The organism is Pseudomonas sp. MWU12-3088, from assembly GCF_023242405.1.
GTDB lineage: Bacteria > Pseudomonadota > Gammaproteobacteria > Pseudomonadales > Pseudomonadaceae > Aquipseudomonas > Aquipseudomonas kribbensis.
In genome coordinates this window covers 193,982-219,280 of record NZ_JALJEA010000006.1, presented here as the reverse complement: position 1 = coordinate 219,280, position 25,299 = coordinate 193,982, and the positions used below count along the sequence as shown (strand labels likewise).

Here is a 25,299-nt window from a genome sequence, read left to right as displayed (position 1 = left end):
CTTCGGGTGCTGGCGCTGGCGGTTTCGCTCTTACAGCGAGTCACTTTGGCAAACGCCCCAAAGTAACCAAAGGTCTTGGGCCCTGACGTACGGCCCTCGCTGTGGCTCGGGTTCCTTCGCTCCGGGATTGATCCGGGGGCATCGCCTACGGTTTGCTTCGCTGCACCTCCTCTCGATGCATGCGGCTGCGCCGCACGGTCGCTGCGCTCCCACCCCCGGATCAATCCCTCCACTCAGCCTGCCGACGGGCCTTGAGATCAAAAGCTTTGCTCGAGCTAACGCTCATCGTGGTGAGTGGTAAGTGGTGGGGGAGTGGGTGGTTTGGTTGTTGGGTTGTCTGGTGGTTTTCACCTTCTACACTGGTAGCACGGCTTGTTCCTTCAGCCTCAGACAACCACCATCAAAGGAGTCTGTTCCATGGCCGATAGAAAATGCGATTGCCCGGGATGTAGCTGCAAGATCAAGGAAGGCGAGCATTCCTACGTGGCGCACGGCAAGCACTATTGCTGTGAGGCCTGCGCTCATCATCACAAGGGCGGTGAAGAGTGTTCCGGCAAGGGTTGCCATTGCGCGCACCCGAAATAACGGGCTGCATGAAAAAGTGGAGCCTAGTCAGGCTCCACTTGCAGTTTCAGGCTGTCGTCGTCCAGGCGTTCGGTGTGGCGGACGGTGCCTTGCAGGCGTCGGCCTTCGACCCGGACGTCGACGGTTGTGGCCTGTTCAAGGTCTTCCGGTTGCGGGGCCGGGACGCGCAGGGCGAAGCAGTAGGGATCGTTTTCGACGGGTTCCAGGCCAACCGGGCAGTCGATGCTTCGGGTGACCCGGCCGGTTGCGGTGTCCAGGCTGTAGTCCAGATGCGCCGGGCTGCTGATGGTTGTCATGTGTGTTCCCCCGAAAGAGTCCCCGCCTGCGCGCAAGCTTAGCTTGCCGGTCGCCACGTGACGTTTTCCACGCCGAATTTTTCTGCCATCGGCTTGCTGGTCTTTTGCACTTTCTCCCGGCCGAAGCGCGGGATGCGGCCCACCCCGGCGTCGCAGCTTGCCCAGTGCCACGCCTCGGTGTTGTCCATTTTGTCCGAGCGGATAATGAACGACTTTGGCGTGCCGTGAAGGGTGTAATCGATGACGTACAGTTTTGCGTTGTTCATAAAGCCGTTCTTCCTCCCTGTGGTAATAGAAGGATCGCTGCGCACCGGGAAAATTCACTCGGATTGTCCGACGGTATCTATCAATGGCGATTGACCGGGCGCACTGGTTACCATGGCGCCTTCGCCAACTCTGATGAATGTTCGCCATGGCCCTCGCCGCGCCCCCCGATCTGAGTGATACCGATGTGCCGGTGCAGCCGCTGGCGCGCACCTATCCGCGCGGGTTGTTCATCGAGCCGCACGAGCATGTCTGGGGGCAGTTGCTGTATGCGATGAGTGGCGTGATGTGGGTCGAGACCCCGCACGAGGCGCTGGTGGTGCCGCCGCAGCGGGCGGTGTGGTTGCCGCCGGGGGTGCCCCACGGGATTCGGGTGGTGTCGGACTTGCAGATGCGCAATATCTACCTGCGCCCGGCGCTGGCGGCAACGCTGGATCAGACGGTGCAGGTGATCGAGGTCGGCGGTCTGTTGCGTGAGTTGATCGTCGGATTGGTGGAGCAGGGCGACAGTGGTGATGCCGAATACTACGAAGCGCTGGTCGGGCTGGCGCTGCTGGAGCTGAAACGCGCAAGGCGTTCACAGTTGAAGATCCCGCTGCCGGACGACGCCGACCGGCGGCTGATGAGCCTGTGTCAGGCGGTGATGGCCGCGCCATCGCTGGACATTCCTTTCGAGCAACATGCCGAAAACGCCGGGGCCAGCGTGCGCACTCTGGCGCGGTTGTTCAAGGAAGGTCTGGGCATGGGCTTCGCCGAGTGGCGGCGGCAGGTGCAACTGGCGACGGCGGTTGCCGAGTTGATTCAGGGCGTGCCGGTCAGCGCGATTGCCCGGGAGCTGGGTTATTCGCCGAGCAGTTTCAGCGACATGTTCCGTCGTGAGCTGGGCGTGGCGCCTTCGCAGTTCGGTGCCGGGCAGCTTTCAGGCTGATTTGGCCGAAATTCAGAAGTCCTTGGCCGGTGCTTTCGCACAGCCTTCCCTAGACTTTGCCCATTCCCTTTATGTGGCGGAGTGATCCCATGAACTACCTGATTTCCCTGGGCATCGGTCTGGGCGTCGGTCTGTTGTATGGCGCGCTGGATTTCCGTTCCCCGGCGCCACCGGCCATCGCGCTGGTCGGCCTGTTGGGCATGCTGGCGGGCGAGCAGTTGTGGCCGCTGGGCCGGCAACTGGTCAGCGGCTGGTTGTCCTGAATTTCCCTTTTTCATTCGGTGGATGAACTCATGAAAGCACTGCAATTCGATAAAACCGGAGACCTGTCTTCCCTGCGCTTCGTCGAGGTTCCGACGCCTGTATCGGGGGCCGACGAGGTGCTGGTACAGATCAAGGCTGCCGGCCTCAATCCCAGCGACGTGAAGAATGTGCTCGGGCGTTTCCCGTACACCACGCTGCCGCGCATTCCCGGTCGGGACTTTGCCGGGGTGGTGGTCGAAGGGCCGCAGGCGTTGATCGGTCAGGAAGTCTGGGGCACCGGGCGCGAACTGGGCTTTTTTGCCGATGGCTCCCATGCGCAGTTCGTCAAACTGCCGGCCAATGGCGTGGCGCACAAACCTTCGCACCTGAGTTTCACCCAGGCCGCCAGCCTCGGCGTGCCTTACACCACGGCGTGGGATGCGCTGGAGCGCAGTCTGGTGAATGCCGAAACCCGTTTGCTGGTGATCGGCGGCGGGGCGGTGGCGACGGCGGCACTGGCGCTGGCCAAGGTGCGTGGTGCGCAGTTGCTGGCGGCGGCGCGGCGGCCGGAGCAGGTCAAGGATTTGCAGGCGCAGGGTTATCAGACGATCCAGCTGGACAAGCCTGAAGAACTCGGCGCTCAGGTCAACGCGGTATACCGCGGCGGTGCCGATGTAATCTTCGACACCACCGGGTTCTGGCTGCCGGCTTCGGTTTCCGCATTGGCGCCGTTCGGGCGTATTGCGATCATCGCTGCGCCGGTGGACGGTCATGTGCAACTGCCGGCGTTGGCCCTGTATCGCAAGGGTGGCTCCGTGGTCGGCATCAACTCGTTGCTGTACGGCGTTGAAGCCTGTGCGGCGATGCTCGAGCAGTTCGGCCGGTTCTTCGACGAAGACTTGCTGCCATTGCCGCAAGGACTGGTCGAAGCACCGTTGGCCGAAGCGCTGGCGCGCTATGCCGATGTGAATCAGGGCAGCGGCGACAAGGTCATCCTGATGCCTTGATGCTTATGCGTCCGGCACGCCGTGCTCCCACGCCGACCAGTGCTTCAGGATGTCCTGCACCAGCGGATTCCCCGTGCGGTAGAGGTTTTCCAAGGCTGGCACAAATCCGCCCTGATCGGCGTACTTGAGCAGGTTGTCCACTTCGCTGCCGCCCGGCGCCGGGCGGTCGAAGTCAGAGCCGGCGCGCACCACGGCCAGGCGCTGTACGTCCACCAGACCTTCGCGGCTGGCGCGCAGCAGAGCTTCGTAGGTGGAGTTGTCTTCCTGTTGGGTGGTGCAGTATTCACCCTTGTTGTCGGTCAGCAATTTGGTCCAGACCTCGGCGCGTTCGCTCAGGCGCGTGCCGGAAAACCAGGTGTTGCCCGCCAGCGTGTCGCAGCGGGTGACCACTGGCGGCTGATTGGCCGGTGCTGCCGGGTATTTCAGGCGCCACGCGGCCGATTCCTTGCTCTCGCTCAGTTCGACCTTGTGGCTCAGGGCGAAGGCCTTGGCCTGCAGTTTCGGGTTGAGTTCGAAGACCTCGGTCTTGTAGTCCAGCGGCGGTTTTTCGTTCGGGCCTTTGGTGTTGATGCCGAGGTAACCGGTCGGCCAGCTCGACGGCGCATCGCGTGAATCCAGTTCCCACTGGGTGCCGAACTCCACCAGATAATGTGCCCAGGCGGCGGTGCCGATGGTCCCGTGTTTCGGGCTGATGCCGGCAATTCCGGCGATCAGGAAGTAGCTTTTGCGCAGGTCGAATTTCGGCGACAGGGCCAGTGCCAGGGTCGAGGCAGCGGCATTGGTCTGGCCCATGCCGGTGGTCATCAGGCACACCTGCTGCGTGTTGCAGCGGATGGTCGGGTACTCGGCCGACAGGCCCGGCACGCGGATTTCCTGTTTGAGTTCGAGGCGCTCGATCCAGTTTTGCGCCTCCGGGGCGAACATGGTGATCAGCACCACTTTCGGCTGAATCGGTGCCTCGGCCGCCCAGGCGGTGGAGGAGAGCAGGGCCGCAGCGGCCAGAGATACACGCGTCATTGCTTTCATGATGGCTCCTGGATTCAGAACTGATAACCGATGCCGGCGTAGTAACCCCAGCCGTTGGAACGTGCGCGGAAGTTGCCGTCGCCGAAGTTCAGCTCGCTGCCGTCCTCCCAGTTGCCGCCGTTGTGGAAGTAACGGCCGACCAGGGTGAAACGCAGGTGGGTGAACGAGTACAGCAACACGTTGGTCGCCACCGTGGCATTGGCGGTGCGCGCCGGGTTGTCCTTGTGCAGATCCGAGCCGAAGTCGAAGTTGGTGAAACCAATGTAGGTCAGCGAGGCACCGTTGCTGAATTTGTCGATCGGCACGATGTACTTGAGCTGCGCGCGGTAGCCGTCCCACGAATATTCATTGCTGGCGCCGTAGTTTTCCCACTGGTAGCGCCCGTACAGGTTGGCCGAAAGGTTGACCCGCGAGTGGGTGTCGATGTCGGTGCCGAAACCGCTGTACAGCGTGTTGGCGCGGTTTTCCTTGCGGCTGCCGTGGTCGTAGATCCAGTCGAACGCCACGTACCATTCCTTGAACGGCCCGATGGCCAGGCTGCGGCCGGCGAGGTAGTCGATGGAGATGCGCGGTTCGTGCTCCATGAACACCGGCGAGCCGTGATCCCACACGCCTTTGTCGTGGCTGTTGCCGATGTTGAAGATCTTCGGAATGTCGATGTAGCCGTACAGCTCGAACGGCCCTTTGCGCCCGAAGTATTCGTATTCCAGGTAAATATCGTCGGCCGGTTGCGGCCCGAAGCTGATGTCCTTGCTGCCGATCAGCATCAGGTCCTGGTTGTACCAGTCCGACAGGTACGCGCCTTTTTTCGGTGGGCTGGCTTCGGGGCTGAGGGCTTCGCCCTGGGCGGATTCTTCGGGCAAGGCAGGTTGCGCCAGCGCCGTGTGGCTGAGAACTCCGGTAACGCCGGCCAGTAGCAGGGAAACAGCAAACGGTCGCGCACCACGACGGCGGCGGCAGGAAGAAGCGTGCATTCAAAGTCCTTTTTGCGGATCAGGGCCCGGTTTTCGGGGCTGTACGGTTTTGTTACGAAAATGCGGTCAACAACGACTCGCAAACGTTTGCACAAGCCGTACCAATTTTCGCAATACCCTGAAAAATCGATCAATTCGGTGGTTTATCTGGCGCCTCGGTCAGGTGTAGGCCTGGCCCGTATCAAGCACCTCAAGACCTTGTTCAGAACGGCTGGAAGTATCACCGCAGCGCCTTATCGCACAAAAGTATTAACACTATTTAATCAATGCCCCATCGCAGGGCATCAACTAGCGTGTGTCTGGAATAGACGGTTTATCTGATGACCGTCATACGCTTGATACGCGTGTTGGATCTTGCCGCCTTCGCACGCCTTCAAGGATGAAATTGGCCACGAAAGGAGTAACCCGTGGAAGCAAGGTTTGGTGTCGCCCTCGTTTCGCGCTTTTCCCCACTTTCCCTTGCAGTGCACCTGAGCGTCGCCGGACTTCTGTTCGGCGGGGTCAGCGAGCAGGCGTTCGCCACCTGCTCGGCCGCGGGCTCGACGATCACCTGTTCGGGTGTTCCGACGTTGCCGCTGTTTCTCAATGACTACAGCAGCGCCAGCAGCGGCGTGACGGTCAACGTCACCAACGGCGCGCAGATGAACTCCACCCTCGGCGGCAAGGTGATCAACCTGACCGGGGCCAACATCAACCTGAACAACTCCGGCACCATCGACCCGGCCTTGCTCGGCCTGGTTTCGATTCTCAGTGGCGGTGCGTTCATCGGCACCGGCGCGACCAGCACGGTGAGCATCGCCAACAACACAACCGGGATCATTCGCGGCACCGGCATGTTGCTCGGCCTCAACCTGACCAGCATCGACGGTCTGGGGATTGCCGTGAACAACTCGGTGTCGGGCACGACGACCATCACCAACGACGGCACCATCACCTCCACCGGATTGTCGGTCGGCGGAATCACCCTGGCCGATACGCCGGTGGTCGGGGTGTATGGCGGTTCGCAGGTCAATATGACCAACAGCGCCAGCGGCACGATCAACGGCCGGATGGCGTTCGAAACGTCAGTGGCGGGCAACACCTTCACCAACGCCGGTAACATCACCGGCGGTTTGTCGATGGGGGCGGGCAGCACCAACACCTTCTACGCGATCACCGGTTCGAGCGTTAACGTCGGTGACGGCGTGCAAGTCTCCGTGGGCCTTGGAGGCCTGATCGGCGTCAACCTGACCTTCGCCCCGACCGGCACGATCGATGGCGGCGCGGCGGGGACCAACACGCTGATCCTGCAAAACCCGATCGGCCTCGGCGGCGGCACCACCGGGACCGGCACGGCGTCCAGCGCGGTCTATGTCAACTTCAACAACCTGACCCTCAACAGCGGCACCTGGACCTTGCAGGGACCCCTGGTCAGCGGTGCGACCACCCTCAATGGCGGTGTCGCGCAGTTCAACGACAACGGCGCGTTCGGCAGCGGTGTGCTGACATCCAACGGCGGGATTCTTCAGGCCAGCAACGCCGGTTTGATCCTGGCCAACCAGATCAATCTGGGCGCGGGCGGCCTGACCCTGCAGGGCATCAACGGCACGACCCTGAACGGTGTGATCTCCGGCACCGGCGGCCTGACCAAGATCGGCAGCGGTCAGCTCAACCTCAACGGTATCAACACCTACACCGGCAACACCGTGCTCAACGGCGGTGTGGTGTTGGTGGGCAACAACCAGGCGTTCAGCACCGGCGGCATCACCGTCGGCGGCTCTTCAAGCATCTCGGCGACGGCGCCGATTTCGCTGGCCAACGCGATCACGCTCAACAGCACCCTGACCGCGACCGGCACCGGTGCGCTGACCCTGGGCGGAGTGATCAGCGGCGCCGCCAACCTGACCAAGACCGGCAGCGGCAGCCTGACCCTCAACGGCATCAACACCTACACCGGGATCACCAGCCTCAACGCCGGCACCCTGCGCGTCGGCAACAACAACGCCTTGGGCACCGGGGTGCTCAACACCAGCAACGGCACCAGCCTCGACAGCACCGGCAACGTGACCCTGGCCAACAACGTCGGCATCACCGGTGCGTTGAACGTGCTCGGCAGCAATGCCCTGACCCTGGCCGGCATCGTCTCCGGCACCGGCGCGATCACCAAGAGCGGCAGCGCCAGCCTGACCCTGACTGGCAACAACACTAACAGCGGCACCACCGCGCTCAACGGCGGCACGTTGTTCGTCGGCAGCAACACCGCCCTTGGCACCGGCGCATTGAACGCAGCGGCCGGCACCACGCTGGATGCAACCACAGCGGTGACCCTGGCCAACGCTGTGGCGCTGGCGGGCGGGCTGACCATCGGCGGCACTCAGGCGCTTGGCTTGAGTGGCGTCATCAGCGGCGCCGGCAGCCTGATCAAGGGCGGCACCGCGAACCTGACCCTCAGCGGCAACAACACGTTCTCCGGCGGTACGGCGCTGAACAACGGGACGCTGATCGTCGGCTCCAACACCGCGCTGGGTACCGGCGCGCTGACCACGGCGGCGGGCACCACCCTCGATGCCAGCACCACCGTGGCACTGAGCAACGCCGTCGCCCTCGGCGGCAACCTGAACATCGCCGGCAACGCCAACCTGACGCTTGGCGGCGTAGTCAGCGGCAGCGGCGGATTGACCAAGAACGGCGCGGCCAACCTGATTCTCAACGGCGCCAACACCTTCAGCGGCGGCACCACGCTGAACGCCGGCACCCTGACCATCGGCAACGCCGCCGCACTGGGCAGCGGCGCCCTGACCGTCGCCAATGCCGCGACTCTCGACAGCAACACCTCGGTCATCCTCAACAACAACGTCGCCCTCAACGGCAACCTGTCCATCGGCGGCAGCAACGGCCTGATTCTGGGCGGCGTGCTCAGCGGCGCCAGTCAGTTGATCAAGAACGGCACCGCCAACCTGACCCTCAACGGCGCCAACACCTTCACCGGTGGCACCGCACTCAACGCCGGCAGCCTGACCGTCGGCAACGGCGCGGCACTCGGCACCGGCACGCTGACAGTGGGCGGGGCGGGCGCAACGCTCAACAGCAGCGCCAACGTCACGCTGAACAACGCCATTGCGCTGAACTCCAACCTCACCGCCGGTGGCGCCAACCCGCTGACCCTCGGCGGCGTGATCAGCGGCGGCAGTAACCTGATCAAGACCGGCTCCTCAACCCTGACCTTGACCGGCAACAACACCTACACCGGTTCTACGTCGCTGAACGCCGGGACACTGATCGTCGGCTCCAATACCGCCCTCGGCACTGGCGTGCTCAACGCTGGCAACAACACCACGCTGGACGCCAGCACCGCTACGAGTCTGTCGAATAACGTCAACCTCGGCGGCAACGTGACCATCGGCGGCAGCAATGCGCTGACCCTCGCGGGCGTGGTCTCCGGTGTCGGCGGCCTGACCAAAAGCGGCCCCGCCGACCTGATTCTCAACGGCGCCAACACCTATTTCGGCAACACCGCACTCAACGTCGGCAAACTGATTGTCGGCAGCAACACCGCGCTCGGCAGCGGCGCATTGAACGCAGCGGCCGGCACCACGCTGGATACCAACACCGCCGTCACGCTGGGCAACCAGGTCAACCTGGCCGGCGCGATGAACATCGGCGGCAGCGCGGATCTGACCCTCACCGGGACCGTCGCCGGAGCAGGCAGCCTGGTGAAAAACGGCGCAGCCAATCTGAACCTCAATGGCACCAACACTTACGTCGGCGGCACCACGCTGAACGCCGGTACGGTGACCGCCGGCAACAGCTCGGCCCTCGGCACCGGCGCTTTGACCGTCGGTGGTGCAGCAACCCTCGACAGCAGTTCGCCGCTGGTCAGCCTGGCCAACGCGGTCGTGCTCAATGCGGCACTGAGCGTCGGCGGCACCCAGGACCTGACCCTCGGCGGTGTGATCAGTGGCGCCGGCCAGTTGATCAAGAACGGCGCGGCCAACCTGACCGTCAACGGCACCAACACCTACAGCGGTGGCAGCACGCTCAACGCGGGTACGCTGACACTGGGCTCGGCCGCTGCCTTGGGCAGTGGCGGCCTGACCGTCGGTGGCGCTTCGACGCTGGATACCAGCACCGGCATGAGCATCGGCAACAACATCACCCTCAACGCCGGCCTGACTCTGGCCGGCAGCAACACCCTGAACCTCAGCGGCGTGATCGATGGCGCCGGCAGCCTGACCAAGGACGGCTTCGGCGACCTGACGCTCAGCGGCAACAACACCTTCACCGGTGCGCTGAACATCGCCTCCGGCAGCGTCACCACCGTGAGCAGCGGGGCGCTGGGCAACACCTCCGGCGCCAACATCAGCGCCGGTGCCAATCTCTATCTCAACAGCAGCGCCAGCCTCAACGGGCTGAGCGGCAGTGGCAGTGTGCAGATCGCCGGCGGCAACACCCTGACCGTGGGCGGCGTGAACAGCACCAGCACCTTCGACGGCGACCTCGGTGGCAGCGGCGCCCTGACCAAAGTCGGTACCGGGACGCTGAACCTCACCGGCAGCAGCGGCATTACCGGCAATACCAATGTCAACGCCGGCACGCTGAATCTCACCGGATCGCTGGCCAGCACCCAGCTCAACGTCAACAACGGCGCCACGCTCACAGGTACCGGTTCGGCGCTTGGCTTCATCACTGTCAACAGCGGCGGTCATCTGGCGTTGTCCTCGGGCAATACCTTGTCCACCTCGTCGCTGATCCTTACGGCCAACAGTAATGTCGACGCGAGCCTCGCCACGCCATCGACTTCGTCGCTGATGAACATCGGCGGCAACCTGACTCTCGACGGTAATCTCAACGTCACCGATGCCGGCGGTTTCGGTGTTGGCGTCTATCGGCTGTTCAACTTCATCGGTGCACTGACCGACAACGGCCTGACCGTGGCCGGCGTGCCGGTAGGTTATGGCCTCGGCGACATTCTTGTGCAGACCCTCGGCAACCAGGTCAACCTGGTGGTGTCGGCGCCGAATACCAACCTGCGTTTCTGGGACGGCAGCCAGACAATCCCGAACGGCACGGTGGATGGCGGCACTGGCACCTGGGATGCCGGCGGCACCAACTGGACCAATTCCAACGGCACGCTGAACCAGACCTGGGCCGGCGACTTCGCGGTGTTCCAGGGCACGGCGGGCACGGTGTCGGTCAACGGCACGCAACTGTTCACCGGGATGCAATTCCTCACCAATGGCTACAACGTGGTCAACGGTACGTCGGGTTTGCTGACCGCCGTCAACGGCAGCGGTGGCACCACGGCGATGCGGGTCGATCCGGGTGTGACTGCCACGGTCGGCGTGAACATCGACGGCAGCGGCATCCTCAACAAACTTGATGCCGGTACCCTGGTGCTCAACGGCGCCAACAGCTACACCGGCGGCACGCAACTGGACGGCGGCACCCTGGTGGTTGGCAGCAACACCGCACTGGGCACTGGCGCGCTGATCGCCAATGCCGGCACGCAACTCGACAGCAACACCGCCGTGACCCTGGCCAACGCTGCCACGCTGAATGGCAACCTGACCGTGCTCGGCAGCAATGCGCTGACCCTCAACGGTGTCATTTCCGGCACTGGCGGGCTGATCAAGAACGGTTCGGCCAGCCTGACCCTCGGCGGCAACAACGCCTTCCTCGGGCCGGTGGCACTGAACGCGGGCGGTCTGATTCTGGCGTCGAACAGCGCGCTGGGCTCGGCCACCCTGAATGCGGCCAACGGCACCACGCTGGATGCCAGCGGCGCCTTCAGCGCGGCCAACGCGATCAACCTGGCGGGCAACCTCGCAATCGTCGGCAGCAACGATCTGACCCTCAGTGGCGCGATCAACGGCGCCGGCAGCCTGACCAAGAATGGCGCGGCCAACCTGATTCTGTCCGGGGCCAACAACTTCCTCGGCGGCGTCACCCTCAATGCCGGCACCCTGACCGCCGGCAGCAACGGCGCCCTCGGTCTGGGCAACCTGATCGTGGCCGGTGCCTCGGCGCTGGACAGCAACACCTCGGTGTCGCTGGGCAACAACGTGGTGCTCAACGCCAACCTGACCAACACCGGCAACAGTGACGTAGCCATCAGCGGCGTGGTCAGCGGAACCGGCGGTCTGATCAAGAACGGCGCCTCCAACCTGACCCTCAATGGCATCAACACCTACAGCGGCGGCACCACGCTGAACGCCGGCACCGTGACCCTCGGCACCTCGGCGGGCCTGGGCTCCGGCGCGGTGACCGTGGCGGGCGCATCGACCCTCGACACCACGGCGCCGCTGGTGCTGGCCAACAACCTCAACGTCAATGCCAATCTCAGCGTGGCCGGCAACAACAACCTGACCCTGGGCGGCGTGATCGCCGGGGCGGGCACCCTGACCAAGAACGGTCTGGCCGACCTGACGCTGACCGGCAACAACACCTTCAGCGGCACCTTCGATGTGCAGTCCGGCAGCCTGACCACCCTGGGCAACTCGGCACTGGGCAGCAACGCCGGGGTCAATCTCGGCGCTGCGGCGACCCTCAACCTCGGCGGCTCCGGCAGTCTCGCCAGCCTGACCGGTAGCGGTACAGCGCTGATCGGCGGCGGCAACACCCTGAGCATCGGTGGCAACAACGCGAGCAGCATTTTCGACGGCGTGCTTACCGGCACCGGCGAACTGAGCAAACTCGGCACCGGAACGCTGACCCTGACCGGCCTCAACAGCCTGACCGGCAACACCACGGTCAACGCCGGCACCTTGAACGTCAGCGGCTCGCTGGACAGCGCCAGCGTACTGGTCAACAGCGGCGGCACCCTGACCGGCGGCGGCTCGCTCGGCGGGGCGGTGACCGTGGCGGATGGCGGTCATCTGGCCGGCGCCACCGGCAGCACCCTGTCGGTGAACTCGCTGGTGTTCAACGCCAACTCCAACTTTGACGTCGGCCTCGGCGCACCGGTGTCCGGTGGCGGCAACGCGCTGGTCAACGTTGGTGGCAACCTGACCCTCGACGGCACGCTCAACGTCAGCGACATCGGCGGTTTCGGCAGCGGCGTGTATCGCCTGATCAACTACACCGGCGGCCTGACCGACAACGGCATGCTGATCGGCACCGTGCCCGGCAGCGTCACCCCGGGCGACCTGACCCTGCAAACCGCACTGGCCAACCAGATCAACCTGCTGGTCACCGCACCGGGCGTCACCGTGCAGTTCTGGGACGGCAACCAGCTTGTCGCCAACGGTTCCGTCGATGGCGGCAGCGGCACCTGGGGCACCGGCACCACCAACTGGACCGATGTGAACGGCACCACCAATCAGGCCTGGACCAACAGCTTCGCGGTGTTCCAGGGCGCGGCAGGCACCGTGACCGTCAACGGCGCGCAAACCATCACCGGCATGCAGTTCGTCACCGATGGCTACATCCTGCAAAACGGTACGGCGGGTTCGCTGAATCTGGTCAACGGTTCGTTGGGCAACGCCACCGTGCGGGTCGATCCGAACGTCACCGCCACCGTGGGCGTCGCGCTCAACGGCGCCGGCACACTGGGCAAATACGACACCGGCACCCTGGTGCTCAACGCCGCCAACGGTTACACCGGCGGCACCGCGCTCAACGGCGGCAAGATTGTGGTCGGCAACAATGCGGCCCTCGGCACCGGCGTATTGACCGCCGCCAACGGCACGGCGCTGGACAGCAACACGGCGGTCAACCTGGCCAACGATGTGGTGCTCAATGGCGGACTCACCGTCGCCGGTTCCAACGCCTTGACTCTCGGCGGCGTGGTCAGCGGCAGCGGCAGTCTGATCAAGACCGGCCCATCGAGCCTGACGCTCAACGGCAGCAACACCTACAGCGGCGGTACCCAGCTCGCCGGCGGTACGCTGGTTCTGGGCAACAACAGCGCGATCAGCAGCGGTGCACTGAGTGTGTCGGGCAACGGCACCCTGGACAGCACCTCTGCATTGCAACTGGCCAACGCCATCAACCTGGGTGCGCAATTGACCCTGGCCGGCAACCAGAGCACCACCCTGATCGGTGCGGTCACCGGCAGCGGCAGTCTGGTGAAAAACGGCAATGCCGACCTCGTGCTCAGCGGCGCCAACACCTACAGCGGCGGCACCACGCTGAACGGCGGGAGCACCCGTGGCGATACCAGCAGCCTGCAAGGCGCCATCGTCAACAACGCGACGCTGACCTTCGAACAGAACAGCGACGGCAGCTACACCGGCAATCTGACCGGCGCCGGCATCCTGAACAAAACCGGCACTGGCGCCTTGCTGTTGACCGGCAACAACACCTTCACCGGCAACACCTCGGTTCAGGCCGGTACGCTGAACGTCAATGGCGTGCTCAACAGCGCCAGTGTCGATGTCGCCAGCGGCGCGAAGATCGGCGGCAGCGGCCAGTTCGGCGGGGCCGTGCAACTGGCCAGCGGTGCGACCCTGCTGGGTGGCGGCAGCGCGACGCCGTTGTCGGTCGGATCCCTGGCGTTGTCTTCGGGGACCAATCTGGACTTCACCCTCGGCTCCGCTGCCAGTTCCACGACCGTGGTCAACGTTGCCGGCAACCTGACCCTCGACGGCACGCTGAACATCACTAACGCCGGCGGCTTCGGCACCGGTGTGTATCAACTTTTCAGCTACGGCGGCACGCTGACCGACAACGGTCTGGTCTACGGCAGCCTGCCGGTTTCGGCGGCCAATCTGACCCTGCAAACGGCGCTGGCCAATCAGGTCAACCTGCTGGTACAGAACACACCGGGCGAGGTGCAGTTCTGGAACGGCGGCAAGACCAACCCGGACGGCAGCATCGGTGGCGGCAGCGGCGTGTGGGGCCCAGGCACCAACTGGACCGACCCGACCGGCACTCAGGCGCTGGGCTCCAACGGCCAGTTCGCAGTGTTTGGCGGGCAGGGCGGGACGGTCACCGTGCAGGGCAATCAGAACTTCACCGGGATGCAATTCCTCGTCAACGGCTACAGCCTGGTACCGGATGCCGGTGACACGCTGACCCCGGTCAACGGACCTGGCGGCACTCCGGCGCCGATCCGCGTCAATGCCGGCGCCACCACGCAAATCGATGTACCGCTGATCGGTACCGGCGGGATCGAGAAACTCGACTCCGGCACCCTGGTTCTCACTGCAGCCAACACTTACAGCGGTGGCACTACCGTCAGCGGCGGTACGCTGATCGGTAACACCACCAGCCTGCAAGGCAACATCATCGACAACGCTTCGGTAGTGTTCCAACAGAACACCGACGGTCAGTTCAATGGTCGTCTGAGTGGCGTCGGCGCACTGGCCAAACGTGGTGTGTCGCGGTTGCTGTTGACCGGTGACCAACCGTTCAGCGGCACCGTGTCGGTGGATCAAGGTGTGCTGCAAGTCGGCAGCCGGGCAGCGCGGGCATCGCTGGGTGGTCAAGTGACCGTCGCCAACGGCGCGGCCCTGAGCGGTAACGGCAGCGTCGGTTCGGTGGTCAACCACGGTGTGGTGGCCTCCGGCGGTGGTGACGGCACCTTGAGTGTGGCGGGCAACCTGACCAACGCCCCGGACGGTGTGCTGGCCCTGACCGTCAGCTCGCCAACCGCTACGCCTCTGGCTGTCGGCGGCACGGCAACCCTGGGCGGTGGCCTGCAAGTGAACAGCCTGGCGCCGTTCACCGGCAACACCGTGTACTCGCTGATCACCGCTGGTGGTGGCGTAAATGGCACATTCAGCGCCGCCGATCTGCCGCAATACGCGTTCCTCGACACGGCGCTGGTGTACAGCCCTGACGCGGTGAATCTGGTGGTCAGCCGCAACGGCAATTCGTTCGCCGACGTCGCCGCCACCCGCAACCAGCGCAACACCGCTTCGGCGTTGATGCGTAACGGTCCGGCGGGCGCTGCGTTGCAGAATGAAATCGTCAACCTCAGCGTGGCCGGTGCGCGTCACGCCTTCGACAGTCTGTCCGGGGAGATCCATGCCAGCACTGCGAGCGCGGTCCTCGAGGATTCACGCTTCGTTCGTGAAGCGGTCAACGACCGGATGCGTCAACCGACTTGCAGCGCATCGGACGATCCACGCCGCACGCTGGCACCGAGCGACACCCAGTTGAGCAGCAACGGCTGCCACGGTGAAATGGTCGGCTGGGCCCGTGCCATCGGTGCCTGGGGCGACATGGGCGGTGACAGCAACACGGCGAAAGTCGATCGCAGCCTCGGCGGTTTCATGCTCGGCACCGACAAGCAGCTCGACGATCAATGGCGCGCCGGGATGGCCGCGGGTTACACCCGTGGCAACCTCAACGCCCACGATCGCAACTCCGATGCCAAGGTCGACAGCTACCACCTGGCGGCGTACCTGAGTTCGCAGTTCGATGCACTGGCCGTGCGCCTCGGCGCGGCTTACAGCTGGCACAGCATCGAGACCAAACGCGACGTCAGCGTCGGTGCCTACAACGACCGTCTGAAGGCTGACTACGATGCCCGCAGTGCCCAGGTGTTCGGTGAAGTGGGTTACGCCATCAATGCAGCCGGCGTGGCCATCGAACCGTTCGCCGGCCTGGCCTACGTCAACTACGACAGCGACACCGCCAAGGAAAAAGGCGGAGTGGGGCGCCTGAAAGGCGATGCCGATCAGGACATCACCTACTCGACCCTCGGTGTGCGCATCGGCAAGTTGGTGACCCTTGCCAACGGCAGTCAACTGACTCCGCGCGCAGCCATCGGCTGGCGGCATGCCTACGGCGACACCAAGCCGGATGCCGACCTGACCTTCATCGACGGCGGCGCATCGTTCAGCACCCAGGGCGTGCCGATCGCCAAGGACAGTGCGCTGCTCGAAGCCGGCGTGGACTTCCAGATCAGCCCGACCGGCAAGCTCGGCATCGGCTATTCGGGCCAGGTGTCCAGCGACAACAACGACAGCGCAATGACCATCAGCTTCAGCCAAAGCTTCTGATCGTGGTCGAAGCACTTTGACCGCCCGAAAGGGCGGTTTTTTTTGCTTGGCAATCCCCTCTGCTAGAATCCGCCCCATTCCCAGCCAGAGGTTGCCCCATGAGCGAACCCATCCGTCTGACCCAATACAGCCACGGTGCCGGTTGCGGCTGCAAGATTTCGCCGCAGGTGCTGGAAGTGATTCTCGCCGGCAGCGGCGCGCAGAACCTCGACCCGAAACTGTGGGTCGGCAACGCCTCGCGCGATGACGCGGCGGTGTATGAAATCGATGCCGAACGCGGTGTGGTGTCGACCACCGATTTCTTTATGCCGATCGTCGATGACCCGTTCGACTTCGGCCGTATCGCCGCGACCAACGCCATCAGCGATATCTACGCCATGGGCGGTGACCCGTTGATGGCCATTGCCATCCTCGGCTGGCCGGTCAATGTGCTGGCGCCGGAAGTGGCGCGGGAAGTGATTCGCGGCGGTCGTGCGGTGTGCGACGCGGCGGGTATTCCCCTGGCCGGTGGCCATTCGATCGATGCGCCGGAGCCGATCTTCGGCCTGGCCGTCACCGGTCTGGTGGAAAAGCGCTTCATGAAGCGCAACGACACCGCCACCGCCGGGTGCCTGCTGTACCTGACCAAACCGCTGGGCATCGGCATCCTCACCACCGCGGAAAAGAAGGGCAAGCTGCGTAACGCCGACATCGGCGTGGCCCGGGACTGGATGTGTACGCTGAACAAGCCCGGCAGTCGTTTCGGCAAGTTGTCCGGGGTTACCGCGATGACCGACGTCACCGGTTTCGGGCTGCTTGGGCATCTGGTGGAAATGGCCGACGGCAGCCACCTCACCGCGCGCATCGCCTATGACCGCGTACCGCGTCTGGACAGCGTCGAGTACTACCTTGATCAGGGCTGTGTCCCCGGCGGCACCTTGCGCAATTTCGACAGCTATTCAAGCAAGCTCGGCCGTGTGCAGGAACTGCACAAGCGGGTGCTGTGCGATCCGCAGACCAGCGGCGGCCTGCTGCTGGCCGTGACCCCGGAAGGCAACGCCGAATTCCTCGCAGTGGCCGCAGAGCTGGGCCTGAATCTGGCGCCGATCGGCGAACTGGTCGAGCGACAGACCCACGCAGTCGAGGTGATTTGATGCTCCGCGACTGCACCGATTACCGCGACATTTTCCTCAACGACCGGCCGCTGATGGATGCCCGCGCGCCGGTCGAGTTTCACAAGGGCGCGTTCCCCGGGGCGGTCAACCTGCCGCTGATGAATGACCTCGAACGGCAAAAGATCGGCACCTGCTACAAACAGCACGGCCAGCAGGCCGCCATCGAACTGGGCCACCATCTGGTGTCCGGTGCGGTGAAGGCCGAACGCATCGAGGCTTGGGCCGAATTCGCCCGGGCCCATCCAGACGGATATCTCTATTGCTTTCGCGGTGGCCTGCGCTCGCAGATCACCCAGCAGTGGCTCAAGAGCGAGGCCGGGATCGACTATCCGCGCATCGGTGGCGGCTACAAGGCCCTGCGCAACTTCCTGATCGACACCCTTGAACAAGCGTTGACCCAATGTGATTTCGTGCTGCTGGGCGGCATGACCGGCACCGGCAAGACCGAACTGCTGGTGCAATTGCGCAACAGCCTGGATCTGGAAGGCCACGCCAACCATCGCGGCTCCAGCTTCGGCAAGCGCGCCACCGGTCAGCCATCGAACATCGACTTCGAAAATCGCCTGGCCATCGACTTCCTCAAGAAACGCGACGCCGGTATCGACCAGTTCGTACTCGAAGACGAGAGCCGGGTGGTGGGCAGTTGCGCGCTGCCGCTGCCGTTGTATCAGGGCATGCAGCACTACCCGATGGTCTGGCTGGAGGACAGTTTTGACGACAGGGTGCAGCGGATTCTGCGGGATTACGTAGTGGACCTGTCGGCCGAATTTTCGACGGTGCATGGCGAGCAAGGTTTCGAGCTGTTCTCTGAACGCTTGCTTGAGAGCCTGAACAATGTGCAGAAACGTCTGGGCGGCGAACGCCACCGGCGGATGTTGCTGTTGATGGAAGACGCACTGGCCGAGCAGGGGCGCAGCGGTTCGGTGGACTTGCACCGGGGCTGGATCGAAGGCTTGCTGCGTGAGTATTACGACCCGATGTATGTGTTTCAGCGCGAGAAGAAGGGCGCGCGGATCGAGTTTGCCGGGGAGCGCGGGGCAGTGATCGAGTATCTGCGCCAGCGGTTGAATCAGAAGCGCTGAAGCGAGAGCCCCGGTAGGGGCTCCAAGGCACTCAGGTCGGGCAAGTGACCTTGCCGTTGTCCAGCCCCTGCTTGTAGCTGTGGCTCTGAAGGCTGGCCTTGCCGTTGTGCCAGGTCAGGGTCAGCACGTACAGCGAGTCATAGTCGCCGGATTCCCAGTCTTCGGTGATGGTCTGCTTCTCGCCCACTGCCTTGCCGGCGACCTTGTTGATCAGCTCCGGCAGGTAACCGTGGGACCACGCGGTGTAGATGATCGAGTTGTGGTACTTGTCGGCGATCAGTTCCCGGGCAAGATCGCTAGTGTCATTGGCCGAGAACTCGATGTTCACCGGCAGACCGAGCTTGATCGCGGCGGGGCTGATGGTCATCAGCGGGCGAATGTAGCTGTAGGAGTTGTCCAGCTCGCCTTCCTCGACGTTGCGCGTCGGGTTGGCGGCGAATACGTAGTCGGCCTTGCCGAATTTCTCCGGCAGCAGGGTCGACAGCTCGATGGCGCGATTCAGGCCCTGGCAGTTGAGCTGGCCGAGGCCGCCGGCAGGTTTTTCCCCGTGACGCAGGAAGATCAGGGTCTGGGTGCCGTCCACCGGTTGCGCGCGGCTTTCGCTGGATTCGAGGGACAGGAACAGCGCGCTCATCGCCAGCAGCGAGGGCAGGGCAACGTAGGCGCGATGTTTGAAGCGTCTGGCGACTTTCAGCAAGTTCGTCATGAAATAAAGGGTCTTCAGTCTGTTCGGTTAAGGCTGACAAACCTCTGCACCGCAGGCTGCCGGGGCCGGGTGTTTTCCCTGTCTTAAGTGGTTTCCTTGGAGCCCTCTGCAGGCCTTTGGTTCGATCCGCTTGGCGGGGCACACTTTAAAGGCGTCGCCGCACGGCTGAAGGGCAGGTTAACGACAGGATGTTGCGGATTTAAGTAAGTCCGCTGGCCGGGACAAAAAGAACCCGAGCCAGAGCGAAAAACGTGGATTATGCTCAGGCCTTTCATTTTGTGACTGGATGCTACTCATGACCGATCTGTCCGCGTTCCCGATCACCCAGAAATGGCCGGCGCAGTACCCTGACTGGATTCAGCTCTATTCCTTGCCGACCCCCAACGGCGTCAAGGTCTCGATCATGCTCGAAGAGATTGGTCTGCCCTACGAGCCGCACCGCGTGGGCTTCGACACCAACGATCAGATGTCCCCGGAATTCCTGTCGCTGAACCCGAACAACAAGATCCCGGCGATCCTCGATCCTCACGGCCCGGATGACAAACCACTGCCGTTGTTCGAGTCCGGCGCGATCCTGATTTACCTCGCCGACAAAAGCGGCCAGTTGCTGGCCCAGGAAGGCGCACTGCGCTACGAAACCATTCAGTGGCTGATGTTCCAGATGGGCGGCATCGGCCCGATGTTCGGCCAGCTCGGCTTCTTCAACAAATTCGCCGGCAAGGATTACGAAGACAAGCGTCCCCGCGACCGCTACGTCGACGAAAGCAAACGCCTGCTCAGCGTCTTGAATACCCGCCTCGAAGGACGCGACTGGATCATGGGCGAGCGCTACACCATCGCCGACATCGCCACGTTCCCGTGGGTGCGCAACCTGATCGGGTTCTATGAGGCGGGCGATCTGGTCGGCATCAAGGACTTCCCGAACGTCACCCGGGTGCTGGAGCGTTTTCTGGCGCGGCCGGCGGTGGTGCGCGGTTTGACCATCCCTTCATAAGTCGATCTGAGCCGGGTGCGCAGATTATTGCGTGCCCGGTAATGCACTGTTGATTGATCCAGGTTTGTACCCCGTCCCCCGCAAGGCATAAGCTTCGCCCCCTACGACTTTCGTCTCATCTGCCCGTTTTTCAGGAAAGGCCCCATGTCCAGTCAGTTCCCCGAAGCACGTCCACGCCGTCTGCGCCGCAATGCGAGCCTGCGCAGCCTGTTCCAGGAAACCGAGTTTTCGCTCAACGATCTGGTGCTGCCGATCTTCGTCGAAGAAGAGATCGACGACTTCGTGCCGATCAAGAGCATGCCCGGCGTGATGCGCATTCCGGAGCGCAAACTGGCCAGCGAGATCGAGCGCTACGCCCGTGCCGGGATCAAGTCGGTGATGACCTTCGGCGTGTCCCACCATCTGGACGCCAACGGCAGCGACACCTGGCGCGAAAACGGCCTGGTCTCGCGCATGTCGCGGATCGCCAAGGACGCGGTGCCGGAAATGATCGTGATGTCCGACACCTGCTTCTGCGAGTACACCGACCACGGCCATTGCGGCGTGATGCACAACCATGAAGTCGACAACGACCAGACCCTGATCAACCTCGGCAAGCAAGCCGTGGCCGCCGCCCGTGCCGGTGCCGACGTGATCGCGCCGTCGGCGGCAATGGACGGCCAGGTGCGGGCGATTCGCCGGGCACTGGACGATGCCGGCTTCACCCAGATTCCGATCATGGCCTACTCGACCAAATTCGCCTCGGCGCTCTACGGCCCGTTCCGCGAAGCCGGCGGCAGCGCGCTGAAGGGCGATCGCAAAAGCTATCAGATGAACCCGATGAACCGCCGCGAAGCCCTGCGCGAATCATTGCTCGACGAGCAGGAAGGCGCCGATGCGCTGATGGTCAAACCGGCCGGTGCGTACCTCGACATCATCCGCGACATCCGCGAAGCCTCGAACCTGCCGTTGTCGGCGTATCAGGTCAGCGGCGAGTACGCGATGATCAAGTTCGGCGCCCAGGCCGGGGCCATCGACGAAGACCGCGTGGTGCGCGAAAGCCTCGGTGCAATCAAACGCGCCGGTGCGGACCTGATCTTCACTTACTTCGCGATGGACCTGGCGCTGGCCGGGATCTGATCTTTCAGGGGCAATTGAAAAACGGCCGGATCCCGTGATCGCGAAAGTACCGTTCGATCACCTTCGGATCCGCGCTGTTGTCGGCAATCGCCACGTAAGTATCCGGGCGCAGCAGGTAAAAGCCGTTGCGCCCCAGTCCCGCCGTTTCGAACGCCGGGCGCCAGTCGAACACGTGCAGCGGCAGGTGATGTTCATTGCACCAGGCAATCATCTCGTCGCTGGTGTCGCCGTACACATGCACCTGCCAGCACGGGTTGCGCAACGGTTCGTAATTGTCCCCCTCGCCATCATGGGCCCACGGCAAGCGGTCGCCGCCGTGGACGTGCCCGGCCACGCCTTCGCTCAATGCCATGCCCCGATAGTTGACGGTGATTTGCGACACCGTGCGAAACAGGAATTCGCGGCTGGTCTCGAATGAGGCCATTTTCGGGATCACGAACGGTGCCAGCCGTGTGCGCAACAGGTCGGCCATACGGCCCTCGGCAGTCACAAAACTGAAGACTTTGTCGGTAGTCGACACCAGCCGCCGGGCGAAGGCGATGCGCTCGGTTTCGTAGCTGTCGAGCAACTTTGGCGTGGCTGCGCCGCCGAGCACCGCCGCGAGTTTCCACGCCAGATTGATCGCATCGCCGATGCCGGTGTTCATGCCCTGACCGCCGGCGGGGCTGTGCACGTGGGCCGCGTCGCCAAGCAGAAACGCCCGGCCCTTGCGAAAGTGATCCGCCACCCGATGATGCACGCGGTAGGTGGAGAACCAGTTGACGTCTTCGATGTGCACGTTCAAGTGTTCGATGGCGCGGCTGCTGACGTCGGAAAATTCCAGGGTTTCGGCGCGCTCCGCACGTTCGTCGCGCACCGTGCCGATCAGTCGCGCGCGGCCTTCGCCGGCCAGCGGGAACACCGCGAGAAAATCCGCCTCATCCAGATCCAGATGCAGCTCGCCGTTGAGCGCCGGGCCGCTGGCCTTTACGTCGGCGACGTAAAAAATCTGCTGATAGGTGCCACCGGGAAAACCGGTGTCGAGGGTCTTGCGCACCACCGACCGGGCGCCGTCACAACCCGCCAGATAGCAGGCCTGGCAAATCTCCTGTTCACCATCCGGCAGACGCAAATGGGCGGTGAGGCCGTCACCGTTTTCCGTGAAGCTCTCCAGCGTCGTGTTGCGCTCGACGGTCACGTCGTAGTCTTCGAGGCGGTCAATCAGCAGTCGCTCGTGTTCGTCCTGCGGGTAGATTTCCAGAAAGGCATACGGCGTCAGTCCTTCGCCTATACGGTTGAGCGGCAACTGCGCCACGGATTTGCCCTTGACCCAGAAATTTGCCGCCGCCACCCGATGCCCATTGCGCACCACGGCTTCGGCGAGGTCCAGTTGCCGATACAGTTCAAGCGTTCGCGCCTGCACCGCCAGCGCCCGCGAGGTGGTGCCGGGGCCGGAGGTCTTGTCGAGGATGCGCACGCGCACGCCCAGTTTGCTCAGCCACAGGGCCAGTACCAGTCCGGTGGGGCCCGCGCCGATGATCAGAACGTCACTGCGGTTCATGGTCTGTCCTCCTCGCGTGCCCTTTGCCACTGAGTGTGCAGCAGCAAGTATGGATCAGCAGGCGGTCACGGCCAGTTGGCCTGCCAAACGGGACGATGGAACAGCATCGCCGGCCCGCAGTCCTATCCTGCAACCCGGGATTGAGCGTAGGGTAAACACGGCTCAACGGACTTCATGGAGCGTTATGCAAAGCCCTCGATTATTTCTCAGCCTCGCCGCGCTGCTGGTGCTGGCCGGTTGCGCCGGGCAGCGCAGCCAGGAACCGGCCCCGCGCCCGCCGGCCGAGGTCAAGGCGCAGATCGTGCGCCTGCTGCCGGCGAAGACCGCCGACCGCCAGGGCTGGGCCACGGACATCTACACCGCGTTCGCCGCCCAGGGCATCAGTCCGACCACGCAAAACCTGTGTTCGGTGCTGGCCGTCGCCGAGCAGGAGTCCAACTTTCAGGTCGATCCGCCAGTGCCCGGCCTGGGCAAGATCGCCCGCGACGAGATCGACCGGCGAGCTGCAAAAGTGCACATCCCGAGCCTGCTGGTCAGCGGCGCCTTGCAGGTGCGCTCGCCCAACGGCAAGAGCTACAGCGAACGCCTGAGCGCGGCACGCACCGAGAAAGACCTGAGCGCGATTTTCGATGACTTCATCGGCATGGTGCCGATGGGGCGCACGCTGTTTGGCGGCTTCAACCCGGTGCACACCGCCGGCCCGATGCAGGTCAGCATCGAATTCGCCGAGCAGCACGCCAAGGGTTATCCGTATCCGGTGAACGGCACGATTCGCCACGAAGTGTTCACTCGCCGAGGCGGCATGTACTTCGGCATTGCCCATTTGCTGGGTTACCCGGTGAGTTATCGCGAACCGCTGTATCGTTTCGCCGACTTCAATGCGGGGTGGTACGCCAGTCGCAATGCGGCGTTTCAGAATGCGGTCAGTCGTGTGTCGGGTGTGCCGCTGGCGCTGGATGGCGACCTGATCCGCTATGACTCGATCATGCCGGGCACCACCGAACTGGCGGTGCGCAAGCTTGGCAAGTCATTGGGCATGCGCAATCCGGTGATCCGCGAGCAACTGGAGAAAGGCAACACCCTGGGATTCGAGGAGACCAAGCTGTATCAACGGGTTTTCGAACTGGCGGACAAGGCCGAAGGCAAATCATTGCCCCGGGCGGTGCTGCCGGGGATTGTCCTGCAAAGCCCGAAGATCACCCGCAAACTGACCACCGCGTGGTTTGCCAAACGGGTCGATGAGCGTTATCGGCGTTGCATGGCCCGGGATTGACGCTTCAGTCATCGGCTCGCGGCGGCGATATCCGCCGCGCCTTCTACACTCCTGAGCAGACGGAGAGTCGCTATTTAGAGGGGGGAACATGTATCAACTTTACGGCCACAGGAATTCAGGGGCGGCGGCCATCGAGGCGGCGCTCGAACTGTGTCAGATCGCTTATCGCTTCATCGACACCGAAGCCAGCGCCGAAGCGGCGCAGGAGCTGGCCAGGCTCAATCCGCTCAAGCAGATTCCGACCCTGCAACTACCCGATGGCAGCGCACTGACCGAAAGCGCGGCGATCCTGATTCACCTGGGGCTGAGCTTTCCCAAGTCTGGCTTGCTGCCGGCCGATACCGCTGACCGTGACCAGGCCATTCGTGGACTGGTGTACATCGTCAGCAATTGCTACGGGGCCATCGGCGTCATTGATTACCCCGAACGCTGGCTGGTGATGCCGGACGAAGCCTCGCGGCAGAACCTGATGGCCGGCGCCCGTGAGCGATTGCACTGGATGTGGGAGGTGTTCGCCGACCAGTTTTCCGCCGAGCTGTACCTGGACGATGAAACACCGGGTGCGCTGGATGTGTTGGCGGCAGTGGTGACGCGTTGGGCCGGCACCCGCGAACACCTGCGTCAGGCCCGGCCGGGGTTTTATGCGTGGCTGCAACGCATCGACCGGCACCCGGTGCTGGCGCCGGTCTTTGCAAGACATTGGCCTGCTTGAGACTTCGGCCGATCACTCCCCGCGAATGTACTGCTCCAGCTGTTTGATCAGCTCGGCCTGTTCGGCAATCGCTTCCTTGACCAGGTCGCCGATCGACAGCAGGCCCAGCAGCTTGCCGTTTTCCACCACCGGCAAGTGACGCAGGCGTTTGTCGGACATGATGCTCAGGCAGGTGTCGACGGTCTGGTGGGTGTCCACCGTGATCACGTTCGCGACCATGATGTCTCGTACCGGGGTGCCGACTGACGAGCGCCCGTGCAGCACCAGCTTGCGTGCGTAATCACGCTCGCTGATGATGCCCACCACTTTTTCGTCCTCCACCACGAGCAAGGCGCCGACGTTTTTTTCGGCCATCTTCATCAGCGCTTCGAGCACCATGTGATCGGGCTTGATCTGGTGCACTTCCTGATTTTTCTGATCTTTGAGCTTGAGCAGCTGGGCGACGGTTTTCATGGCGGTTACTCAGGT

18 protein-coding genes are annotated in these 25,299 nt (G+C 63.5%); 11 read left to right on the top strand and 7 right to left on the bottom strand.

The genetic code is table 11. The features are described from left to right. Positions 1-417: 417 nt before the first annotated feature. Positions 418-585: a metallothionein gene (locus M5B98_RS16495; RefSeq protein WP_085686659.1), complete on the top strand. Its 168-nt coding sequence runs from the start codon at positions 418-420 to the stop codon at positions 583-585. Positions 586-608: 23 nt separating this feature from the next. On the opposite strand, the gene M5B98_RS16490 is transcribed toward M5B98_RS16495, so the two are convergent. Both M5B98_RS16490 and M5B98_RS16485 read right to left on the bottom strand, forming a co-directional pair. Continuing rightward, the gene (locus M5B98_RS16490) at positions 609-881 is read right to left on the bottom strand and encodes a hypothetical protein (RefSeq protein ID WP_248743276.1); all 273 of its coding nucleotides are present in this window, start codon (positions 879-881) and stop codon (positions 609-611) included. Positions 882-919: 38 nt separating this feature from the next. After that, positions 920-1,147 (bottom strand): DUF6555 family protein, encoded by a 228-nt coding sequence (locus M5B98_RS16485; RefSeq protein ID WP_064597962.1) that lies wholly within the window; start codon positions 1,145-1,147, stop codon positions 920-922. Positions 1,148-1,284: 137 nt separating this feature from the next. Between M5B98_RS16485 and M5B98_RS16480 the strand changes: the two genes are divergently transcribed. From M5B98_RS16480 to M5B98_RS16470, 3 genes are all read left to right on the top strand, one after another. Continuing rightward, the gene (locus tag M5B98_RS16480) at positions 1,285-2,073 is read left to right on the top strand and encodes an AraC family transcriptional regulator (protein ID WP_248743275.1); all 789 of its coding nucleotides are present in this window, start codon (positions 1,285-1,287) and stop codon (positions 2,071-2,073) included. 89 nt (positions 2,074-2,162) lie between these two features. Beyond that, positions 2,163-2,336 (top strand): DUF1427 family protein, encoded by a 174-nt coding sequence (locus tag M5B98_RS16475; RefSeq protein WP_085712525.1) that lies wholly within the window; start codon positions 2,163-2,165, stop codon positions 2,334-2,336. A gap of 30 nt (positions 2,337-2,366) precedes the next feature. Further along, the gene (locus M5B98_RS16470; protein WP_248743274.1) at positions 2,367-3,323 is read left to right on the top strand and encodes a quinone oxidoreductase family protein; all 957 of its coding nucleotides are present in this window, start codon (positions 2,367-2,369) and stop codon (positions 3,321-3,323) included. 3 nt (positions 3,324-3,326) lie between these two features. Here the strand turns inward: M5B98_RS16470 and M5B98_RS16465 are convergent, their stop codons facing one another. Together M5B98_RS16465 and M5B98_RS16460 are read right to left on the bottom strand one after the other, a co-directional pair. Further along, the gene (locus tag M5B98_RS16465; protein ID WP_248743273.1) at positions 3,327-4,349 is read right to left on the bottom strand and encodes a purine-nucleoside phosphorylase; all 1,023 of its coding nucleotides are present in this window, start codon (positions 4,347-4,349) and stop codon (positions 3,327-3,329) included. A 14-nt stretch (positions 4,350-4,363) separates the two neighbouring features. After that, entirely contained in the window at positions 4,364-5,323 is a 960-nt protein-coding gene (locus M5B98_RS16460) for a nucleoside-specific channel-forming protein Tsx (RefSeq protein ID WP_248743272.1), read from the bottom strand. Positions 5,324-5,730: 407 nt separating this feature from the next. Between M5B98_RS16460 and M5B98_RS16455 the strand changes: the two genes are divergently transcribed. The 3 genes from M5B98_RS16455 (at position 5,731) to mnmH (ending at position 18,487) form a co-directional block, all read left to right on the top strand. Continuing rightward, the gene (locus M5B98_RS16455; protein WP_248743271.1) at positions 5,731-16,251 is read left to right on the top strand and encodes an autotransporter-associated beta strand repeat-containing protein; all 10,521 of its coding nucleotides are present in this window, start codon (positions 5,731-5,733) and stop codon (positions 16,249-16,251) included. A gap of 98 nt (positions 16,252-16,349) precedes the next feature. Beyond that, complete coding sequence (selD, locus tag M5B98_RS16450; protein WP_085712520.1) at positions 16,350-17,384, top strand: selenide, water dikinase SelD; 1,035 nt, start codon at positions 16,350-16,352, stop codon at positions 17,382-17,384. After that, positions 17,384-18,487, top strand: a complete 1,104-nt coding sequence (gene mnmH, locus M5B98_RS16445) for a tRNA 2-selenouridine(34) synthase MnmH (protein WP_248743270.1) — start codon at positions 17,384-17,386, stop codon at positions 18,485-18,487. Before selD ends, mnmH begins: the two co-directional genes overlap by 1 nt. A gap of 31 nt (positions 18,488-18,518) precedes the next feature. Here mnmH and M5B98_RS16440 read toward each other — a convergent pair whose 3' ends face one another. After that, positions 18,519-19,193, bottom strand: coding sequence for a histidine phosphatase family protein (locus M5B98_RS16440; protein ID WP_248743269.1), 675 nt, complete (start codon positions 19,191-19,193; stop codon positions 18,519-18,521). A gap of 295 nt (positions 19,194-19,488) precedes the next feature. Here M5B98_RS16440 and M5B98_RS16435 point away from each other — a divergent pair, with 295 nt between their 5' ends. Beyond that, positions 19,489-20,187 carry a glutathione binding-like protein gene (locus M5B98_RS16435; RefSeq protein ID WP_248743268.1) on the top strand — a complete coding sequence of 233 codons (699 nt, stop codon included), beginning with the start codon at positions 19,489-19,491 and terminating at the stop codon, positions 20,185-20,187. Positions 20,188-20,331: 144 nt separating this feature from the next. After that, positions 20,332-21,306 (top strand): porphobilinogen synthase, encoded by a 975-nt coding sequence (gene hemB / locus M5B98_RS16430; RefSeq protein ID WP_003223551.1) that lies wholly within the window; start codon positions 20,332-20,334, stop codon positions 21,304-21,306. 4 nt (positions 21,307-21,310) lie between these two features. Here hemB and M5B98_RS16425 read toward each other — a convergent pair whose 3' ends face one another. Beyond that, complete coding sequence (locus tag M5B98_RS16425) at positions 21,311-22,846, bottom strand: FAD-dependent oxidoreductase (protein ID WP_248743267.1); 1,536 nt, start codon at positions 22,844-22,846, stop codon at positions 21,311-21,313. Positions 22,847-23,030: 184 nt separating this feature from the next. Here M5B98_RS16425 and M5B98_RS16420 point away from each other — a divergent pair, with 184 nt between their 5' ends. Both M5B98_RS16420 and M5B98_RS16415 read left to right on the top strand, forming a co-directional pair. After that, positions 23,031-24,119, top strand: a complete 1,089-nt coding sequence (locus M5B98_RS16420) for a DUF1615 domain-containing protein (protein WP_248743266.1) — start codon at positions 23,031-23,033, stop codon at positions 24,117-24,119. Positions 24,120-24,207: 88 nt separating this feature from the next. Beyond that, on the top strand, positions 24,208-24,831 hold the full coding sequence (locus M5B98_RS16415) for a glutathione S-transferase N-terminal domain-containing protein (RefSeq protein WP_248743265.1): 624 nt from the start codon (positions 24,208-24,210) through the stop codon (positions 24,829-24,831). A gap of 12 nt (positions 24,832-24,843) precedes the next feature. Here M5B98_RS16415 and M5B98_RS16410 read toward each other — a convergent pair whose 3' ends face one another. Further along, positions 24,844-25,284 (bottom strand): CBS domain-containing protein, encoded by a 441-nt coding sequence (locus tag M5B98_RS16410; RefSeq protein WP_085712511.1) that lies wholly within the window; start codon positions 25,282-25,284, stop codon positions 24,844-24,846. Between the last annotated feature and the right edge of the window lie 15 nt (positions 25,285-25,299).

What these genes read in the sequence shown, in the direction of transcription:
- M5B98_RS16425 (WP_248743267.1), bottom strand. Translation starts at nt 22,846, where the DNA reads ATGAACCGCAGTGACGTTCTGATCATCGGCGCGGGCCCCACCGGACTG.
- M5B98_RS16475 (WP_085712525.1), top strand. Translation starts at nt 2,163, where the DNA reads ATGAACTACCTGATTTCCCTGGGCATCGGTCTGGGCGTCGGTCTGTTG.
- M5B98_RS16490 (WP_248743276.1), bottom strand. Translation starts at nt 881, where the DNA reads ATGACAACCATCAGCAGCCCGGCGCATCTGGACTACAGCCTGGACACC.
- M5B98_RS16410 (WP_085712511.1), bottom strand. Translation starts at nt 25,284, where the DNA reads ATGAAAACCGTCGCCCAGCTGCTCAAGCTCAAAGATCAGAAAAATCAG.
- M5B98_RS16435 (WP_248743268.1), top strand. Translation starts at nt 19,489, where the DNA reads ATGACCGATCTGTCCGCGTTCCCGATCACCCAGAAATGGCCGGCGCAG.
- M5B98_RS16460 (WP_248743272.1), bottom strand. Translation starts at nt 5,323, where the DNA reads ATGCACGCTTCTTCCTGCCGCCGCCGTCGTGGTGCGCGACCGTTTGCT.
- M5B98_RS16470 (WP_248743274.1), top strand. Translation starts at nt 2,367, where the DNA reads ATGAAAGCACTGCAATTCGATAAAACCGGAGACCTGTCTTCCCTGCGC.
- selD (WP_085712520.1), top strand. Translation starts at nt 16,350, where the DNA reads ATGAGCGAACCCATCCGTCTGACCCAATACAGCCACGGTGCCGGTTGC.
- mnmH (WP_248743270.1), top strand. Translation starts at nt 17,384, where the DNA reads ATGCTCCGCGACTGCACCGATTACCGCGACATTTTCCTCAACGACCGG.
- hemB (WP_003223551.1), top strand. Translation starts at nt 20,332, where the DNA reads ATGTCCAGTCAGTTCCCCGAAGCACGTCCACGCCGTCTGCGCCGCAAT.
- M5B98_RS16440 (WP_248743269.1), bottom strand. Translation starts at nt 19,193, where the DNA reads ATGACGAACTTGCTGAAAGTCGCCAGACGCTTCAAACATCGCGCCTAC.
- M5B98_RS16480 (WP_248743275.1), top strand. Translation starts at nt 1,285, where the DNA reads ATGTTCGCCATGGCCCTCGCCGCGCCCCCCGATCTGAGTGATACCGAT.
- M5B98_RS16485 (WP_064597962.1), bottom strand. Translation starts at nt 1,147, where the DNA reads ATGAACAACGCAAAACTGTACGTCATCGATTACACCCTTCACGGCACG.
- M5B98_RS16420 (WP_248743266.1), top strand. Translation starts at nt 23,031, where the DNA reads ATGCAAAGCCCTCGATTATTTCTCAGCCTCGCCGCGCTGCTGGTGCTG.
- M5B98_RS16415 (WP_248743265.1), top strand. Translation starts at nt 24,208, where the DNA reads ATGTATCAACTTTACGGCCACAGGAATTCAGGGGCGGCGGCCATCGAG.
- M5B98_RS16495 (WP_085686659.1), top strand. Translation starts at nt 418, where the DNA reads ATGGCCGATAGAAAATGCGATTGCCCGGGATGTAGCTGCAAGATCAAG.
- M5B98_RS16465 (WP_248743273.1), bottom strand. Translation starts at nt 4,349, where the DNA reads ATGAAAGCAATGACGCGTGTATCTCTGGCCGCTGCGGCCCTGCTCTCC.